At 40.3% G+C, this 19,080-nt stretch carries 13 protein-coding genes; 6 read left to right on the top strand and 7 right to left on the bottom strand.

All coding sequences use genetic code 11. The annotated features are described in order from the left end of the window. Positions 1–40: 40 nt before the first annotated feature. The 4 genes from FTU06_RS07545 to putA form a co-directional block, all read right to left on the bottom strand. Positions 41–289 carry a hypothetical protein gene (locus tag FTU06_RS07545; protein ID WP_168378614.1) on the bottom strand — a complete coding sequence of 83 codons (249 nt, stop codon included), beginning with the start codon at positions 287–289 and terminating at the stop codon, positions 41–43. A gap of 261 nt (positions 290–550) precedes the next feature. After that, positions 551–775, bottom strand: coding sequence for a hypothetical protein (locus FTU06_RS07540; protein WP_168378613.1), 225 nt, complete (start codon positions 773–775; stop codon positions 551–553). A 252-nt stretch (positions 776–1,027) separates the two neighbouring features. Then, positions 1,028–2,110 (bottom strand): tRNA (uridine(54)-C5)-methyltransferase TrmA, encoded by a 1,083-nt coding sequence (gene trmA, locus FTU06_RS07535; RefSeq protein WP_180117323.1) that lies wholly within the window; start codon positions 2,108–2,110, stop codon positions 1,028–1,030. Positions 2,111–2,339: 229 nt separating this feature from the next. Then, complete coding sequence (gene putA, locus FTU06_RS07530; RefSeq protein ID WP_180145846.1) at positions 2,340–6,074, bottom strand: trifunctional transcriptional regulator/proline dehydrogenase/L-glutamate gamma-semialdehyde dehydrogenase; 3,735 nt, start codon at positions 6,072–6,074, stop codon at positions 2,340–2,342. Between the two features lie 133 nt (positions 6,075–6,207). On the opposite strand from putA, the gene FTU06_RS07525 reads away from it, so the two are divergent. Next, complete coding sequence (locus FTU06_RS07525; RefSeq protein ID WP_180007830.1) at positions 6,208–6,702, top strand: Lrp/AsnC ligand binding domain-containing protein; 495 nt, start codon at positions 6,208–6,210, stop codon at positions 6,700–6,702. 61 nt (positions 6,703–6,763) lie between these two features. Here FTU06_RS07525 and putP read toward each other — a convergent pair whose 3' ends face one another. Next, complete coding sequence (gene putP / locus FTU06_RS07520; protein ID WP_180145842.1) at positions 6,764–8,266, bottom strand: sodium/proline symporter PutP; 1,503 nt, start codon at positions 8,264–8,266, stop codon at positions 6,764–6,766. Positions 8,267–8,704: 438 nt separating this feature from the next. Between putP and aspA the strand changes: the two genes are divergently transcribed. The 5 genes from aspA (at position 8,705) to FTU06_RS07495 (ending at position 16,661) form a co-directional block, all read left to right on the top strand. Further along, positions 8,705–10,138 carry an aspartate ammonia-lyase gene (gene aspA, locus FTU06_RS07515; protein WP_218954082.1) on the top strand — a complete coding sequence of 478 codons (1,434 nt, stop codon included), beginning with the start codon at positions 8,705–8,707 and terminating at the stop codon, positions 10,136–10,138. A gap of 333 nt (positions 10,139–10,471) precedes the next feature. Next, positions 10,472–10,828, top strand: a complete 357-nt coding sequence (locus FTU06_RS07510; RefSeq protein ID WP_078193486.1) for a hypothetical protein — start codon at positions 10,472–10,474, stop codon at positions 10,826–10,828. A 179-nt stretch (positions 10,829–11,007) separates the two neighbouring features. Then, on the top strand, positions 11,008–14,475 hold the full coding sequence (mfd, locus tag FTU06_RS07505; protein ID WP_180145953.1) for a transcription-repair coupling factor: 3,468 nt from the start codon (positions 11,008–11,010) through the stop codon (positions 14,473–14,475). Between the two features lie 223 nt (positions 14,476–14,698). Continuing rightward, positions 14,699–15,133 (top strand): HIT domain-containing protein, encoded by a 435-nt coding sequence (locus FTU06_RS07500; RefSeq protein WP_067762788.1) that lies wholly within the window; start codon positions 14,699–14,701, stop codon positions 15,131–15,133. Positions 15,134–15,194: 61 nt separating this feature from the next. After that, on the top strand, positions 15,195–16,661 hold the full coding sequence (locus FTU06_RS07495; protein WP_180004649.1) for an adenylate/guanylate cyclase domain-containing protein: 1,467 nt from the start codon (positions 15,195–15,197) through the stop codon (positions 16,659–16,661). Positions 16,662–16,837: 176 nt separating this feature from the next. On the opposite strand, the gene fdx is transcribed toward FTU06_RS07495, so the two are convergent. Together fdx and hscA are read right to left on the bottom strand one after the other, a co-directional pair. After that, the gene (gene fdx / locus FTU06_RS07490; RefSeq protein WP_180145836.1) at positions 16,838–17,176 is read right to left on the bottom strand and encodes an ISC system 2Fe-2S type ferredoxin; all 339 of its coding nucleotides are present in this window, start codon (positions 17,174–17,176) and stop codon (positions 16,838–16,840) included. A 16-nt stretch (positions 17,177–17,192) separates the two neighbouring features. Beyond that, entirely contained in the window at positions 17,193–19,052 is a 1,860-nt protein-coding gene (hscA, locus tag FTU06_RS07485) for a Fe-S protein assembly chaperone HscA (RefSeq protein WP_180145833.1), read from the bottom strand. Positions 19,053–19,080 lie beyond the last annotated feature (28 nt).

The raw sequence follows: 19,080 nt of genomic DNA, 5'->3' as shown, positions 1-19,080 counted from the left end.
GCTTCATGTATACAGTCTTTAGATTGATAGCAACTACTGTTTATTTGCCAACTAAACCTAAAAAGGTACTTTGGGTTTGGCACATTTGAATGGCTTGTTCTTTAGATTGTTGCTTAATACTTTCTTCAAACTGTTTTTTCTGTTCTTTGATTTGCTCTTCGTTTAAGCCCATTTGTTTCGATAGGGCTTCGAGTTTATCCCAAGATTCTTCGCATTCTTTGGGGATTTGGCTACAAGCACTTAGACTGAGTATGCAGCAGGCAATAAGGCAACTTGTTAATTTATTCATGTTCATTCCTTTAATTTTTATATCAATGCTGTTTAGAGGTCTTCGGCATCATATTTGATGCAATATTGGGTTTTATTGTCGAGTGCTTAAAAATTATATATCGCTAATTTGCCTTGGAGCATAGCATAAAAGTTGTAAATTACGATGTGGCCGACTCACAAAACCTGATCTGTAAATAAGCGGCATCATTATGATTATTTTAAAAATGAAAAAGGCACTCTGTAAATAGAATGCCTTGTTTGAACACTGAATGTTCAGACTCTACTGTAGAGGTAGATGCTGGATTTCATTTAATTCCTTACGGCTATAACCGCGCGAAGCGAGCACTTTTTTAATACCGAGGATAACATCTTCATCTGTTGCCTTTGTAAGAGCAGCAATAAGCTGTTCATTGGTTTTACAAGAGCAATCATTTTCAACACAGGCAATTTGATTCTTATGCCCGTTTTGCTGTTCATTAGCGAACAACTTATGCCAAAAACTCATAGAGCCTTCATTTGCGACCTAACATAGGACGAAATATAACCAATCCAATAAATAAAGCAAGACTACTAAAGTGAAATTTTAGCCACTTGAATCATCATTTTTTCGATTGGACTTTTAGAATCTTTGCCTAATTGATATAAAAAGGCATCCATTACACCGCATGTGGCGAGAAAATAAAGCTTTTTTAGTATATAAAAAAGGAGCTTTTAGAAAGCTCCTTTTATGACAACAACATGACTTGAAATAATTTGTTTAAATCTTCTCAAGAAACACACCAGACTCTACATGGTGTGTATAAGGGAATTGATCAAACAAGGCAAATTTACTGATTTTATGCGTTTGTGAAAGCAGTTTAAGATTGTCATGTAAAGTATCTGGGTTGCATGAAATATAGATAATGCGTTCAAAACGTTGCAACAGTTTTAGTGTTTCATCATCGATACCTGCACGCGGTGGATCGACAAATACCGTATCGAAGTTATAGCTTGAAATTTCAATCTCAGCTTCTTCAAGGCGGCGGAATGTACGTTCAGCATTGTAGGCTTGGGTAAACTCTTCAGCTGATAGACGAGCCACTTGGATATTATCAATGCCATTTTGCTCAATATTCCACTGTGCTGCATAAACTGAAGACTTGGCTAATTCTGTTGCCAAAACGCGATTAAAGCGTGTGGAAAGAGGCAGCGTGAAATTGCCATTACCACAGTAAAGCTCAAGTAAGTCTTGGTCTGAGTGATCGGCAGCCTGACACGCCCATTCCAGCATTTTTTGACATACGCCGGCATTTGGCTGTGTGAAGCTACTTTCGATTTGCTTGTACTGATATTTACGATCAAATACTTGGAGTTCTTCAACCACATAGTCATCAGTTAAAATCACGCGCTGACCACGACTACGACCATAAATCTTGATGTTGAGCTTTTCAGACAGCGCTTTGGCAGCTACCTCCCATTCAGCATTGAGCGGGCAGCGGTAAACCAATGAAACTAACATTTCACCTTTCAGCGTTGATAAGAAATGAACCTCAAATAAACGGCTCGATAAGATCTCTTGTGCCTTGAGTTCATTTAATAATACGGGCATTAAATCATTAATGCTTTTATCTGCAATCGGGAAATCTTTAATTTCTACAACTTGTTTTTCATTATCTGCATTGCGTTCAAACATTGCATAGAACATATCATTTTCAGTATGCCAAATTCGGAATTCCGCTCGCATACGAAAGTTTTGTTCAGCAGAAGGAAAAACTTCTAAAGAGGGAGGGTTGTATTCTGAAAATTGAGCCGTAATGCGGGCAACTTTGGCATCAAGTTGTTGCTGATAAGTTGAAGTCATATGCAGTAAAAAATCGCAAACATATTAAAAAAAGTCATGTTAGCAAAATTCACCTTATAAGACTAAATTAATTCCACTTTTGGCTGTATTTATCTGTCGAGAAAATGAGTCTGAATACGCTAAACAGAACTTTTATCGAGGGGAAGTTAAAAAAACGCTCAATCTTTATGGAACATTCATAAAGATTGAGCTAAGTGAGGAACTGATTAGTTGGAGTTCAATTCAGTGTTTAATTCATTGTCATTAAGCTAGCATTACCACCGGCTGCCGCAGTATTGACACTGATTGCACGCTCAATCACGAAACGTTCTACAGGGATGTCATATTGGCCTGAAGCTAAATGCGTAATGCCAATAATTGCACCTTCACGAGACGCGATGACTTGTTGAATTTTTAATAACTCAGCTTTTTCACCATGATGTAAAACTGCATCAAAATTGCCATGATAAATATCCGTGATCACTTTAAATTGGTCTACGAGGACTTTTGGCATGCTATTTAAGTGTTTCAACACAAAAGTATTGTCTGCAAGTACAACAGGCTGACTACCTACCGATAAAATCGCAGCAATTTGATTCAGTTGATCTGCATCATTATTAGCCAATGAAAGCACACCTTTACGTGCCAAAATGGCATATTGGTTGTTTTCACCAGTTGGGCCTTGCAGTTCAAAACTTTGTCCTGCAGCTATGGCCTGCGGTGTTTGAATCGCAATGCCTGAAAAATGCTGCTTCGCCCAAGTGTTAAAAGCTTCATATGCAGGGAAGTGTGCAGCTTGCGTTTCTGCATGAGCTGCATACGGTGAAGCTAGTTTTTTCTCAGAAACTTGATGCATTAAACGATAAATATATAAAGGACCGCCCGCTTTTGGACCAGTACCTGATAAGCCCTCGCCGCCAAAAGGTTGTACACCAACCACAGCGCCTACAATATTACGGTTAATGTACAGGTTGCCGACTTCTGCATGACCGATAACTTTTTGAATCGTGTCATCAATACGTGTATGCAAGCCCATGGTTAAACCATAACCTTTGGCATTAATTTGCGTTAATAGGTTTTCAATCTCACCATATTTGTAGGTGATTAAATGCAATACTGGCCCAAAAACTTCGCGTTCTAAATCATTTAAATTTGGCAGTTCAATCAAAGTTGGTGCAACGAATGTTCCCGTAGTAATTAAGGCATTGTTATCAGCATTAAACATGATTTGATGTACTGGATAGCCTTTGCTACGCATCTTCTCAATATGTTTTTCAATATTTTGCTGTGCTTCAAGGTCGATCACTGGGCCAATGTCAGTTGCTAAAAGTGCAGGATTTCCGACACGAAGTTGCTTCATCGCACCTTGTAACATGGTACGGACAACGTCCACATTATCTTCTTGTACACAGAGAATACGTAGGGCAGAACAGCGTTGGCCTGCACTGTCATAGGCAGAGTTAACGACATCTAATACCACTTGTTCTGTCAATGCAGATGAGTCAACAATCATGGCATTCTGACCGCCAGTTTCAGCAATCAAAACCACACTTTCGCCAAATTGGTTTAAGCGCTGTGCCACGGTTTTTTGCAAGATACGTGCGACTTCAGTGGAGCCTGTAAACATGATGCCTTGGATACGTGAGTCCGCGCTGAGTTTGGCCCCAATGGTTTCGCCACGCCCAGGAAGGAGTTGCAATACATCAAACGGAACACCTGCTTCCCATAAAATATGTACAGCTTGAGCAGCAATCAGTGGCGTTTGTTCAGCAGGCTTAGCAATCACTGTATTACCTGCAACCAATGCTGCAGCAATTTGACCTGTGAAAATAGCAAGCGGGAAGTTCCACGGGCTAATGCACAGCACAGTGCCAAGGGGTTCAATTTGCGTATTCTCTGCTAGATCAATTATTTGAGCTGCATAATAACGTAGGAAATCTACAGCTTCTCGAACTTCAGCAATAGCATTGGCATAGGTTTTACCACTTTCACGTGACAACAACACCAAGAGAGATTGCAATTGTACTTCCATCAAATCCGCCGCACGGTTTAAGCATGCTGCACGCTGATCTTTGTCTAAAGTTTTCCATGAAGCTTGGGCATTTAACGCATTATTTAGGGCGATTTCCGCTTGCTCTAGACTAGCTTCACTGACACTGCCAACCACATCACTACGGTTTGCAGGGCTTGTAATGTTGATACTTGCAGTATGAATTTCTTCTAAATTAGCGCCCATTGCACTAGCATGCCACTGGGTATGTGCATGCTGTACTGCCGTGGTATTGAGCTGAGATAAGTCGCGATCATTGGCTAAATCGAGTCCTTTTGAGTTGCGACGTTCTGTGCCATACAAATCTTGCGGAAATGGGATAGAAGGATGCTTAGCGCCAGTGATACCTTCTTTTTCAGCCGTCGCTAATATCGTCTGTCTTGGATTTTCAATTAAATCTTCAATTTTTAAGTTTTTATCTGCAATACGGTTGACGAAAGAGGTATTCGCACCATTTTCCAGTAAACGTCGAACCAAATAGGCCAATAAGGTTTCATGGTTACCCACTGGTGCATAAATACGACATGGCACACCCAGTTTGTTGTCAGACTTTGAACCCACCACTTGTTCATAGAGGGGTTCACCCATGCCGTGAAGGCACTGGAATTCATACTGGCCTGGATAGTAAATCTCTGGCTGTGCTAATTGGTAGATCGTAGCAACAGTTTGCGCATTGTGTGTTGCAAACTGAGGATAAATTTGCTCAGGCGCTGCCAAGAGCTTTTTAGCACATGCAATATAAGACAGGTCGGTATGAACTTTGCGCGTAAATACAGGATAGTCACTCATACCTTCAATTTGCGCTTTCTTAATTTCGCTGTCCCAGTATGCACCTTTCACTAAGCGGATCATTAAACGTTTTTGGCTACGCTTAGCGAGGTCAATAATATGGTCGACCACATAGAAACAGCGTTTTTGGTAGGCTTGAATCACAAATCCAATACCTTTCCAATCCGCTAATTTAGGCTCAAAACATAGGCGCTCAAGTAGTTCCAAAGAAATTTCAAGGCGGTCAGTTTCTTCAGCATCAATGTTTAGACCAATATTGTAATGCTTGGCTAATACAGCAAGTTCAAGCACTTTGCCATAAAGTTCGTTATGTACACGGTCGATCTGTGACCGTTGGTAGCGTGGGTGTAGGGCAGATAATTTGATTGAAATACCTGCACCGTTATAAACATCCTTACCTTCAGAGGCTTGACCAATCGCGTGGATCGCATCGGTATAGTCTTGATAATATCGTTCAGCATCAGGTTCAGTTAATGCTGCTTCACCCAACATGTCATATGAATAGCGGAAGCCTTTATCTTCTAAAATTTCTGCATGTTTAAGCGCTTCATTGATGGTTTCGCCTGTAACAAACTGTTCGCCCATCATACGCATAGCCACGTCGACAGCTTTACGGATAATGCCACGTCCACTGCGTGCTAAAATACCCGTCAATAGACTAGAAAGACTTTTTTGTTGAGGGGTTTCCATTAGTTTACCCGTCAGCATTAAACCCCAAGCAGCAGCATTTACGAACATGAGGCTACTTTGGCCAACATGATCTTTCCAGTTACCTTGGTTGATTTTATCTTTGATCAGTAAATCACGTGTTGCTTTGTCTGGAATACGGAGTAGCGCTTCGGCTAAACACATGAGCGCGATGCCTTCCTGAGAAGACAATGAAAACTCTTGTAGCAAGCCTTGCACAATGCCTGCTTTACCTGTACCGCTTTTACGTTCACGTAATGAATGGGCTAAGTCAAAAGCCAATTGTTGAATTTGATCGCTGATCGGGGAAGGGATTTCACTGTGTGCTAATAAGTTTTTAATACACTCAGTTTCAGCACGACGCCATGCTGTATTAATCGATTGTTCAAAGCTATTCTTGTCTTTAAATTCAGTGATGTAGTCATCGCTTCCCGTGACTTCAAATACTTTTCCATTCATGTTTCAATTTTCCGTGTCAAAGTTCTATGACGAGCAAATAAATCTTGAGCTTGATCCTTTATTTAATTTATCATCACAGAATATTTAGCGAATAACTCACTATAGTTTTAATAATATTTAGAGAAAAATTCAGATGAGTAGCCCATATTTGAGCTTAGACCGTATAGATATTCGAATTTTAGAGCTGCTGCAAGAAGACGGAAAATTGTCCAATATTAAGCTTGCGGAAATGGTGAATTTATCACCCACTGCGGCGTTGGCACGTGTGCAAAAATTATCGAAAGAGGGCTTTATTTTAGGCTATGAAGCACGTTTAAATCCGGTCTTACTCAACAATGGATTTGTGGTTTTTGTGGAGATTTTACTAGATAAAACTACACCCAATGTATTGGAAGATTTTTCGGATGCAGTGCGTCAAATTCCAGAAATCGTAGAATGTCACATGATCAGCGGTGGTTTTGATTTTGTGGTGAAAATACGCTGCGCAAATATGGAAGAATTTAGAAAAATTTCAGGGCAGGTACTTTGGCAATTACCTGGTATCAAGGAAACGCGTAGTTATCCTGTGATGGAAGTGATCAAAGAAAGTATGCAAATTAAGCTGAAACCTGCGGCTCGGCCGAAGTAGCTAATCATCAATAATTGAGTATAAAAAAGGGGCATTTAGCCCCTTTTTAGTGTCAAAAATTTTAGATTTCAGACATTTCTTTTTGATATTGCGCTTCGGCTTTTTCAAAGCGTCCAACCACATCCGCCTCTGGTGCTTTACCCAATAAGCTCACGACAACGATACTGATTGCAGAGAAAATAAAGCCTGGAATGATTTCGTATAAACCAAGGTGGCCTAAGTAGTTTTTCCACACGATGACAGTCACAGCACCTACGATCATGCCAATGATTGCTCCGTTAAGCGTCATACGTTTCCACAGCAATGAAAGAATAATCAGCGGGCCAAATGCAGCACCGAAACCTGCCCATGCATAAGCCACTAAGCCTAAAACTTTACTTGCAGGGTTCATTGCAAAGGTGATTGCAAATACAGCAATTGCCAAGACCATCGCACGTCCAATCCAAACCAATTCTTTTTGCGATGCATTTTTACGAATAAAACCTTTGTACAAATCTTCCGTCAAGGTTGTTGAACATACCAATAACTGACAGCTAAGTGTGCTCATCACCGCAGCTAAAATTGCGGCTAAAATAATCCCTGCAATCCACGGATTGAATAGAATTTTAGTCAATTCCATAAATACCGTTTCAGGGTTGGCATTAACGACGCTTGCCAGTTCTGGGTGAACTTGGAAGTAAGCAATACCGATATAACCGGCTGCTACAGCACCGCCTAGACATAGGATCATCCATGTCATTCCAATGCGACGTGCATTTGGAATGGTTTTAACAGAATCGGCTGCCATAAAGCGAACCAAGATATGCGGTTGACCAAAATAGCCTAAGCCCCACGCCATGCTGGATAAAATCGCAACTGTACTTAAACCTTCAAATAAATTAGAAGCTTGTGGGCGAGCTGTTTCCAAAACAGCAGCAAGATTTTGACTGTTATCACCTAAAGCAAGGTAGGTGATGATCGGTGTGATCAGCAGTGCAAAGATCATCAGACCCGCTTGGAAAGTATCGGTCCAACTGATCGCTAAGAATCCACCAATACAGACATAGCTGATGGTTGCAATTGCACCAATCCACAGTGCTGTTGTGTAGTTCCAACCGAATAAACTTTCGAAAAGTCGTGCGCCAGCCACCATGCCAGAAGCACAGTAAATCGCAAAGAACACTAAAATCACTACAGCTGAAATGATACGTAAAATCTTTTTACGGTCTGCAAAACGGCTTGTGAAATAATCGGGCAGGGTCAGGGCATTATTTTGATATTCGGTATGAACACGCAAGCGACCAGCAACGATCAGCCAGTTCAACCAAGCACCGATAATTAAGCCGATTGCAATCCAAGCTTCGGAAAGACCAGATAGATAAATTGCACCAGGGAGACCCATGAGTAGCCAACCACTCATGTCGGATGCACCTGCTGAAAGTGCAGTCACAACACTTCCTAAACTTCGTCCACCTAAAATGTATTCGTCAAAGTTATGCGTAGCTTTGTAGGCATACAAACCAATGGCAAGCATTGCAAGAATATAAAAAATAAAGGTGACTAATGTCGGGTTTAAATGGCTCATAGGCGGTTCATCCTTAATGAAAGCAAATCATCTCTGTCCTAGATGAAAATTTGTACTTCTGTCGTAAGTCGCAGATTCAAGCACGATTTAAAAATTACACTCTGTAACCTTTAAGCATATTTTATGTATATTTTGTGTAAATGATATTTCTTCTTATTACAAATCGAATTTTTTATTGTGCTGCTGAAATGTTGTCCAGACGGGAATTTAAATTTTGAAATGTAAATCTACTTAAGACTTTTCATCACAAAAAGAGAACTAATGAAAATAGGTAAAAATTACACAATGTTACATATTGAACAAGAAATGTGTATTTGAAATATTTGGTTGCAAATGTGCATCACATCATCTGTAGTGAGATGATTTGAACAGGTCGAATATGAGGTATGCACAGTCTTGGTGCGTAATTAGAGGGAATGCGCAGTGACAACGGTTCAAATGAAAAAAACGAGAATAGAGCATGATTTATTGGGGGATAAAGCAGTCCCGCAGTCATGTTATTACGGTATACATACATTGCGTGCCATCGAAAACTTTCAAATATCAAAGCAGCATGTCGGACAAAATTTAAACTTTGTACGCGCTATTGCTCGGGTAAAAAAAGCGTCAGCAGAAACCAATTATCAATTTAACTTAATACAAGATGATATTCGCCAAGCGATTCAGCAGGCGTGTGATGCATTGATTGATCATCCTGAACAATGGGCAGATTCATTTCCAATTGATATTTATCAAGGTGGAGCAGGCACTTCTATTAACATGAATGCCAATGAAGTCATTGCCAATATTGCCCTTGAGTTGCTCGGAGATGCTAAAGGCAGTTATCAACGGATTCATCCAAACGATCATGTTAATAAGTCACAATCCACCAATGATGTCTATCCAACAGCGCTGCGTCTAGCAACATTTAGCGCTTTTGATGCTTTATTTGTGGTTTTAAATCAGCTAATTGGAAGCTTACATATTAAAGCCGATGAGTTTAAACATGTCATCAAAATGGGGCGTACACAGTTACAAGATGCTGTTCCGATGACTTTGGGGCAAGAGTTCCGAGCATTTGCAACATTATTAAAAGAAGATTTGAAGTTGATTGAGCAAAATCGACAGCTTCTATTGGAAATTAATTTAGGTGCGACGGCAATTGGCACTGGCGTGAATTCTCCTGCGGGTTATGCAGGCAAGGCCGTTGAAAATCTAGCTCATTTGACCGGTCTAAAATTGCAAGGTGCAGAAGACTATGTCGAAGCAACCAGCGATTGTGGCGTATTCATTTTATTATCAAGCTGCTTAAAACGTTTAGCTGTCAAACTTTCTAAAATTTGTAATGACTTACGTCTTTTAAGTTCAGGGCCACGAACAGGTTTAGCGGAAATTCGTTTACCTGAGTTACAAGCAGGTTCGTCGATCATGCCTGCAAAGGTCAATCCTGTGATCCCTGAAGTGGTCAACCAAATTGCATTTCGAGTAATGGGGAATGATTTAACCATTACTTTGGCCGCAGAAGCGGGGCAATTACAATTAAATGTCATGGAGCCGGTGATTGCATTGTCCATGAATGAATCAATTGAGCTTTTGGTGAATGCGGTGAAAACTTTAGACAGCAAATGTATTCAAGGGATTCAGGCAAATGAGCAAGCATGTTTTGATGCTGTGATGCGTAGTGTAGGAATTGTGACCTTACTCGATCCATATTTAGGTCATGCAAAATGTGATGAAATCGGCAAGCAATGTATTGCCGAAAATAAAACCATTCGCCAAGTGGTTTTAGAGCAAGAGCTGTTAACTGAAAGTCAATTGGATGAAATTTTCTCGATTGAAAATCTAGTTTCTGAAGTGACACCATTTAGTATGCCACTCGCTCAAGTGAGTTAAATGCTTATTTAGGACTTTTAAATAGCTAAATGGTGGGTAAATGACGAAGGTTAATCCTTCGTTTTTTATTTGAAGAAATCAGTGGTAAAGCTAGAGAACTAATCTGAGCAGTGATGTATTAAGTCTCTAATAGGAACTTAATTTCTAAAAGAAAGTATTGGGTTGAAAATAAAACGCTATATTTGCTTAAGATCGTAATTATAGTTCTATATATAGTCATGAAGGTTTGGATGAAAAATTTAGCGCATAGATAAAGTCAGAAATACTTTAACTTGCCCAAAAAAGGATGTAATCGAAGTACAATAGGTTTTTTATCATGTTGTAGATAGTCAGATGTTTAATAAGTTAGTCGATTTATTCAAAGGCGCTAAAGAGTCGCCTGAGCAACTTTACTTAGAACAACACCACATTCAATATGATGAAACACAGGGCTATATCATTGAAGGCGTAGTTTTAAATACATTGTCTGAACGTATGGAATATCTGTCAAATAGAAAAATGACAAATTTCGATGATTTAAAACAGCTCTATGCCACTGCAATGATTATCAATGAAAAAATAGACTTGGAAATTGCAAGTCAACGCTTTGTTGCACGATTAGGCAATACTGAAGAAAATCTGTTGCAGTTTAAACTCTATGTCAAACTATTGAATGATTATTATCGTCAATTCATCCGTGATCGTAAGTAAGTGAATGGACTGCAGTGTTTGAGTTTGATGGGTGCGTTAAGGGTACTCTTCAATAGAAAATAAAATCGTAAATCCATATTGGTTAAAACACTGTATATAGTTGCTTAAATCTCGGAATGTAAAAAGCATCGTGTTAATATGATCACTAAGTGATTAAAACATTAAAAGCTATTTACATCATGTTCCAGCAAGAAATTTCACAACTCAATCTTAAACAGCTCAAAGCTGGCGAAAAGCGGTGGGTCGGAAACTTACAAGGCTCATCTGCTGCATTATTATTTAAAGAAATTAGCAAACAATCCAAACAGTTGTTTGTGATTGTAGCACGTAATAATCAGCATCTCGGGCAGTTAGAAAGTGAGCTGGAATTTTACGGAATTAAGCCGACTATTTTCCCTGATTGGGAAATTTTACCTTATGACCGGCTGTCGCCACATCAAGACATTGTTTCTGAACGCTTGGCGATTTTGTCTAATATGCCACAGCAAGGCGTGTTGTTGGTTTCGGCAACAACCTTGGCGCAGCGAGTTGCGCCTGCATCTTGGGTATTAGGTGAACACTTTGATATTAAAGTGGGTCAAAAATTTGATATCGAACAACAAAAATTAAGATTAGTACAAGCGGGCTATCACTTGGTGGATACCGTTTATGATCATGGTGAATTTGCAGTACGCGGCAGCATCATGGATATTTACGCTTCGGGGCAAAGTTCACCGATTCGTATTGACTTATTTGATGATGAAATCGATACCCTCAAATTCTTTGATCCTGAAACTCAGCGAACCACCCAAAACTTAGATTATTTTACGGTTTTACCTGCAAAAGAATTTCCATTAAAAGAAGCGCGCTCACTGTTTCGTGATCGATATGCGGAAAATTTTCCGACGGCAAATCCAAAGAAAAATCCAATTTATCAGGATGTACAAGATGGCATAGCTTCACCGGGTATTGAGTTTTATTTTCCGTTGTTCTTCTCTGAACATGCCATGAGAGAGCAAAGTACGCTATTTTCGTACTTACCTAAGAATGGCATTGTCATTACAGACAGAGCCATAGATGACACATTGATTCAGTTTTGGTCGGATATTGTGCGTCGTTATGAAGACCGCCGTCATAATGTCGACCAACCGATTTTGCCGCCAGAGCAGATTTTCCTACAACCAAATCAGGTTTTAGAACAATTAAATCTCTGCCGTCGTATCGTGGCTTCGCCTGAGGCTTTTGATGAACGCAATGGCGTGATCAATCTTGCAGCTGAGATTCCACCCCGTTTACCTGTCGATCCAAAACGTGAAAAGCCATTTTATGCTGTTAAGCAATATATCGATGCGGCAAATTATCCAGTGCTTTTGGTGGCTGAAAGCGCTGGTCGACGTGAAACTTTAAAAGATGCATTGCGTCCAAGTTTGGGTGATATCCCAACGGTCGAAAGTTTTGATGATTTTATGCATTCTATGCATGCGATTGCGATCACCAATGCGCCCTTAGATCGTGGTTTATTGCTAACTGACAAGCTCAGTGTAATTTCTGAAAATCAGCTTTATGAACACCGTGTGGTTCAACGTCGTCGTAAACGCCAACAGGAAGTATCAGAAGAGTTTCTTGTTCGTAGTTTAACCGAGCTAAGTATTGGCGCACCTGTGGTTCATATTGATTATGGTGTGGGGCGATATGCAGGTTTAATTACCTTGAGTATCGATGAGCAAGACCATGAATTTTTGCAGTTAGACTATGCCGATGCAGCCAAAGTGTATGTCCCTGTGACAAACCTGCATTTAATTAGCCGATATAGCGGTGGTGACCCAGATCTAGCACCATTACATAAATTGGGCACAGATGCATGGTCTAAAGCCAAACGCAAAGCTTTAGAGCAGATCCATGATGTGGCGGCAGAACTTTTACATATTCAAGCTCGTCGTCACTCGAAGCCGGGTTATGGATTTGAACTGGATCAAAGTCTCTATATGCAGTTTGCCAGTGGCTTCGCCTATGAGGAAACCCTAGATCAAGCCAATGCTATTGAAGCGACACTCTATGACATGCAACAAGCGAAGCCGATGGATCGCTTGGTTTGTGGTGATGTCGGTTTTGGTAAAACAGAAGTGGCCATGCGTGCTGCATTTGTGGCAGTACAAAATAACAAACAAGTGGCTGTACTTGTCCCAACCACCTTGTTGGCGCAGCAGCACTACGAGTCTTTCAAAGATCGCTTCGCGGATTGGCCTGTACGTATCGAAGTCCTTTCACGCTTTGGTTCATCAAAATCACATACCAAAACCATTGAAGACCTCGCAGAAGGCAAAGTGGATATCGTGATTGGCACACATAAAATCTTGCAGGAAAGTGTGCAATTTAAAAATCTCGGTCTCATGATCGTGGATGAAGAGCACCGTTTTGGTGTGCGTGATAAAGAGCGAATTAAAGCCTTACGTGCCGATGTCGATATGCTGACGCTAACTGCAACGCCTATTCCACGTACGCTGAATATGGCTTTTAGTGGCATGCGTGATCTATCTATTATTGCAACGCCACCTGCACGTCGACTTGCTGTGAAAACCTTTGTACAAGAGCATACTGGAGATTCGATCAAAGAAGCCATCTTGCGTGAATTGCTACGTGGTGGACAAGTGTATTTCTTACACAACGAAGTCGAGACCATTGAACGTACGGCAGAAACCTTACGGGAATTGGTCCCTGAAGCACGTGTTGCGGTTGCTCATGGTCAAATGCGTGAGCGTGAACTAGAGCAAATCATGCAACAGTTCTATCACAAAGAATATAACGTACTGGTGTGTTCAACCATTATTGAAACTGGGATTGACGTACCAAACGCCAATACCATTTTGATTGAGCGTGCAGATAAACTTGGACTAGCGCAGTTGCACCAACTACGTGGTCGTGTTGGTCGATCGCACCATCAAGCCTATGCTTATTTACTAGTGCCTTCGCTCAAAGGTCTAAAAGGTGATGCTGAAAAACGCCTAGATGCCATTTCTCGTGCATCGACTTTGGGTGCGGGCTTCATGTTGGCTACAGAAGACTTAGAAATTCGTGGCGCAGGTGAGTTGCTGGGTGAACAGCAAAGTGGCTCAATGCAAACCATCGGTTATAGCCTGTATATGGAAATGCTTGAAAAAGCCACCAAAGCCATTCAAAAAGGTAAAACGCCTAACTTTGACTCTCCATTGTCATTAACGGCTGAAATTAGCATGCACATGCCAGCCTTAATTCCAGATGATTATTTAGGTGATGTACATCAACGGTTATTGTTCTATAAACGCATTAGTAATACGGATACTCAAGAGAAACTCGATAACATTCGTATGGAGTTGATCGATCGTTTTGGCTTGCCGCCGCAAGCAGTCAAGCAATTATTCTCTGTCCATCAGTTGCGTTTAAAAGCGGAACAATTGGGTATCACAAAAATTGATATCAGTTCACATGGCGGCAGTATTGAGTTCTCACCAGATACACCAGTTCAAGCCATATCGATCATTCAAATGATGCAAAAGCATCCGACTTTCTTCCGAATGGAAGGTGGACAGCGTCTAAAAGTGATGGTCATGCTCGAAGAATATGAGAAACGCATTCAATTTATAAATGACTTATTAGACAGTTTGCTGAAGGAATTGGCGCCAAATCAATAGATTTGGCGTATAAATTGCTTGTTTAGAATGAGTAGATTTTCATGAGTGTTTTTTATATAGAAGAAACGCTTGATTTTTTTGAAAAATTTATTAGAGTCATAAGCACGCAACGTTTTATTCAAATGCAGTTTATTTGTAATGAAACGTTCTGTACAGAATATTCACACCCATAAGGATGTGATAGTATTAGCCATCATTCTAATTTTGCATCATTTATAAAGATATGTTTAGTTTACATCCACAACTTGCTCAAGATACGTTTTATGTAGGCGACTTTCCTCTGTCAACATGTCGTTTGATGAATGATATGCAATTCCCGTGGCTTATTTTGATTCCACGTGTTCCGGGAATTACAGAGCTTTATGAATTAAGTCAGGCAGACCAAGAGCAGTTTTTACGTGAATCAAGCTGGTTATCAAGCCAATTGTCACGTGTATTCCGTGCAGACAAAATGAATGTAGCTGCATTGGGTAATATGGTTCCACAATTACATTTTCATCATGTTGTTCGTTATCAAAATGATGTGGCTTGGCCGAAACCAGTTTGGGGTACGCCAGCAGTTCCTTATAACAATGATGTCTTGGCACACATGCGCCAAACACTAATGCTTGCACTACGTGGTCAAGGTGATATGCCTTTCGATTGGCGTATGGACTAATCCCGATTTACGGACAATATCAGGATAGTAGAAGAATGAGTGTCCGTATGGGGGCGATCGAGTGCCGTTAGACAATTTAATCAGCAAAGAGCCTAAACAGTTTGAATATTTTCATCGTTTGATGGGATATATCATGCTGTCTTTGGTGATTGTTGTCTATCACTACACCCAACCAGATACGCATTATCAAATCTATATTCCTGCATTTTTATTTTTTCTGATTTTAGTTGTTCCCAAGTTTTCCCATTGGCTAATTTATCGATATAGCAATCAAACTAAACGCAATGTGCTGTTTCTGATCGATATCATAGTTATTGCTGTACTGATGTCTGCGGTACATTTAAGTCTTGTTTTAACCTTTCTTGCGGTCTTTGCGCTGCTATACACAACAATCTATAACAAGATCAATTTCTTAATGATGTCCTTGGCAGGGATTGTTGGCGTCACTGTATTTTATTTATGCAATATTTATGTCTTTGGTTTTCAAGAGTATTTTGAGTCGACCAGCAGTGAATTAACCGTTCTTGGCTTTTTATGCCTCATTACCTATTTCAGCGTAGGGGCTTTTTATCAACACACCCAAGTTCAGTCGTTGAGTAATAAAAAGAACCATTATTATGATCAGATGAATCGTTATATGGAATTCGCCAATCAATTGAGTCGTTATGCGCCAATGCAACTTTGGCAATCGATTATGAAAGGTGAGTCTGAAGCTAAAATCGAATATAAACGTAAAAAACTCACGATTTTCTTTTCAGATATCCAAGGATTTACCGAGCTTTCTGAAACATTAATCCCAGACGATTTAGCATTTCTACTCAATGACTATTTGAGTCATATGACTGAAATTGCCAAGCAGTATGAAGCGACTGTCGATAAATTTATGGGGGATGCAATTCTAATCTTCTTTGGTGATCCACATAGCCAAGGCGTAGAGCAAGATGCAAAAACTTGTTTAGAGATGGCAATGGTCATGCGTCAGCAAATGAAGTTGCTGCGTGAACGTTGGATTAAAATGGGTTATCCGCCGTTACATATTCGTATGGGTATTTCTACAGGGTATTGCCACGTTGGGAACTATGGTGCAGCTCACCGTATGGCGTATACCATCGTTGGTCGTGATGCGAACTTGGCTGCACGATTGCAAAGTGCTGCTGAAGTCGACGAAATTTTGATTTCAGACGATACGCATCATTTAGTGAAAAATGACTATTTATGTGCACCCAAAGCGCCGATCTTCTTAAAAGGCATCAAAGGCCCAGTACGTACTTGGCAAGTGATGGAAAAATACACCTCACAGAAAACAGATTATCAACGTTGGTTTGACTACGAATATAAAGGCTTTAATCTATTGTTGAACTTAGATGAAGTACAAAACTTTGAATATCCAGAACTAATACATGTCTTAGAACGTATGATTCAGCGCCTACAAACACAGCAAAAAATGACCAACTCTGCTGGTATTGTTAAACTGAATTTGGAAGATGAAGTGATTGAAGAAGTCAAAAAAACTGAATCGCACTCTTAATGATTCAACACATGCATAATTAAAATTAGATCTAATCGTATCGCGTAAAATTTAAACAAGAACTCAATTCATGCTTTTATCAAAATGTCTTCTTTTTTGATATGTTGAATACATTTATGTATAAAAAAGCCAGTTACGATAAACTGGCTTTTTAATTATAGAAAATATTCTATAAATTAATGATTTTCTGAAGCATGGTTGATGGTGTATTTAGGAATTTCAATTTCCAAATCTTCATCTTCAATTTGTACTTGGCATGACAGACGAGAGTCTGGTTCTAATCCCCAAGCACGATCGAGAAGATCTGCTTCGACATCATCCATTTCATCTAGACCATCAAAACCTTTACGTACAACCACATGGCAAGTGGTGCATGCTTTAGACATATCACATGCATGTTCAATTTTGATGCCGTTTTTTAACATGCTTTCGCAAAGGTTAGCATTTGCTTCGACTTCAAACTCAGCGCCGTTTGGGCAGATTGTTGCGTGAGGCAGTACTTTAATACGTGGCATAATCTTGACCTATAAATTAATTTGAGTTTGACCAATCATCGAGTTTTGTGCCTTTCAGTGCGGCATCAATGTGCTGATTCATACGAGCTGCAGCAAATGCATCGCTATGTATTTTAAGCTGTTCTACAGCATGTTCAATAGCTTTGATATCTGTCGTTTCAAGTGCAGCATCTAAAACTGTGCGTGCAGCAGTGAGGGAACTATGTTGCTCTTGGCTGAGAAGTTGAGCATCTACTTTAAGTGCTTGATCAAGTGCTTCAAGTTCACGTTTTGCTTCCACTTTGGTTTCTTGAAGATGGCGTAAGTTTTTGTCTTCTTCAGCAAACTTATAACCATCAATCAGTAAGCGTTCAGTGTCGGCATCAGATAAACCATAAGAAGGTTTGATGTCAATTTGAGCATGCACACCAGAAGTGGTTTCTTTGGCTGACACCGTCAATAAACCATCTGCGTCAACTTGGAAAGTCACTTCGATACGCGCTTGACCTGCAGTCATCGGTGGAATTCCACGAAGCGCGAAACGACCTAGACTACGGCAATGTTCAACCAAATCACGCTCACCTTGTACAACATGAATCAACATCGCTGTTTGACCATCTTGATAGGTTGTGAATTCTTGGCGACGCGCCACAGGAATAGCTGTGTTACGCGAAATAAGGCGCTCAACCAAACCGCCCATGGTTTCTAAACCTAAAGAAAGCGGCGTGACGTCTAAAAGCAGTGAACCATCTTTAGAGTTACCAATAAGTTGGTTCGCTGTAATCGACGCGCCAATGGCAACAACTTCATCAGGGTTGATGGTGCAAAGAGGTTCTTGATTGAAGACATCTTGAACGGCTTTTTGTACAGCATACGAGCGGGTAGAACCACCGACCAATACCACATTTTGAATATCGCTGAGCTCAAGCTTGGCATCACGCATGACACGTTTACAAACGCTGATGGTTTTATCCAAAGCAACTTTGATGATTGATTCAAAAGTAGGGCGGTCTAAAGTCAATGATTGATCAAGAACTTTAAGCTCTACAGATTTAGCCTCGGTTAGAGCTTCTTTTGCTTTACGTGCAGAAACAATGAAATGCGCATATTCAGCATCATCTAAAGTTTCAATGTTCAGTTGTTTTTTTGCCCATTTTACAATCAGACGGTCTAAGTCATCACCACCAAGCGCCGTGTGGCCACCAGTTGCTAGAACTTCAAAAACACCTTGAGAGAAACGTAAAATTGAAACGTCAAAGGTGCCGCCACCTAGATCATAGATCACATAGTTTTGATCATGTGCAAGATTGGTGTCTTGGTCTAAGCCATAAGCCACTGCAGCAGCAGTCGGTTCATTTAATAGACGTAGTACATTTAAACCTGCAAGCTGAGCCGCATCACGCGTTGCTTGACGCTGTGCTTCATCAAAATAGGCAGGTACAGTAATCACAGCACCATTAACAGGATTATTTAAGCTGCTTTCTGCAAGGTCTTTAAGCTGTTTTAAAATTTCTGCAGAAATTTCAACGGGTGTTTTGCGACCTTGTGCAGTTTCAAAAGCAGGCATTTCATTCGCTTCACCGACTAAGTTGTACGGGTGTTGGAATTTAATATCTGCCTTAGAGCGACCCATAAAGCGTTTTACAGAAACGATGGTGTTTTTAGGATCAGTCGTTAAGAATGCCTTTGCATCGTCACCATATTGCGTAGTGGATTCGCCATAGTGTGCAATAGAAGGGAGTAACACACGACCATGTTCATCGTTAAGCACTTTCGCTTTACCAGAAAGTACCGTGGCTACTAAAGAGTGTGTAGTCCCAAGATCGATACCAATTGCAATGCGGTGTTCATGCGGTGCACTTGATTGACCAGGTTCTGCAATTTGCAAGAGAGCCATGTGTGTTACATCCTTTGAACGTCAAATA

The organism is Acinetobacter sp. YH12052 (assembly GCF_013419835.1).
Lineage (GTDB): Bacteria > Pseudomonadota > Gammaproteobacteria > Pseudomonadales > Moraxellaceae > Acinetobacter > Acinetobacter amyesii.
This window is presented reverse-complemented; position numbering and strand designations above follow the sequence as displayed.

What these genes read in the sequence shown, in the direction of transcription:
- FTU06_RS07545 (WP_168378614.1), bottom strand. Translation starts at nt 289, where the DNA reads ATGAATAAATTAACAAGTTGCCTTATTGCCTGCTGCATACTCAGTCTA.
- FTU06_RS07540 (WP_168378613.1), bottom strand. Translation starts at nt 775, where the DNA reads ATGAGTTTTTGGCATAAGTTGTTCGCTAATGAACAGCAAAACGGGCAT.
- trmA (WP_180117323.1), bottom strand. Translation starts at nt 2,110, where the DNA reads ATGACTTCAACTTATCAGCAACAACTTGATGCCAAAGTTGCCCGCATT.
- putA (WP_180145846.1), bottom strand. Translation starts at nt 6,074, where the DNA reads ATGAATGGAAAAGTATTTGAAGTCACGGGAAGCGATGACTACATCACT.
- FTU06_RS07525 (WP_180007830.1), top strand. Translation starts at nt 6,208, where the DNA reads ATGAGTAGCCCATATTTGAGCTTAGACCGTATAGATATTCGAATTTTA.
- putP (WP_180145842.1), bottom strand. Translation starts at nt 8,266, where the DNA reads ATGAGCCATTTAAACCCGACATTAGTCACCTTTATTTTTTATATTCTT.
- aspA (WP_218954082.1), top strand. Translation starts at nt 8,705, where the DNA reads ATGAAAAAAACGAGAATAGAGCATGATTTATTGGGGGATAAAGCAGTC.
- FTU06_RS07510 (WP_078193486.1), top strand. Translation starts at nt 10,472, where the DNA reads ATGTTTAATAAGTTAGTCGATTTATTCAAAGGCGCTAAAGAGTCGCCT.
- mfd (WP_180145953.1), top strand. Translation starts at nt 11,008, where the DNA reads ATGTTCCAGCAAGAAATTTCACAACTCAATCTTAAACAGCTCAAAGCT.
- FTU06_RS07500 (WP_067762788.1), top strand. Translation starts at nt 14,699, where the DNA reads ATGTTTAGTTTACATCCACAACTTGCTCAAGATACGTTTTATGTAGGC.
- fdx (WP_180145836.1), bottom strand. Translation starts at nt 17,176, where the DNA reads ATGCCACGTATTAAAGTACTGCCTCACGCAACAATCTGCCCAAACGGC.
- hscA (WP_180145833.1), bottom strand. Translation starts at nt 19,052, where the DNA reads ATGGCTCTCTTGCAAATTGCAGAACCTGGTCAATCAAGTGCACCGCAT.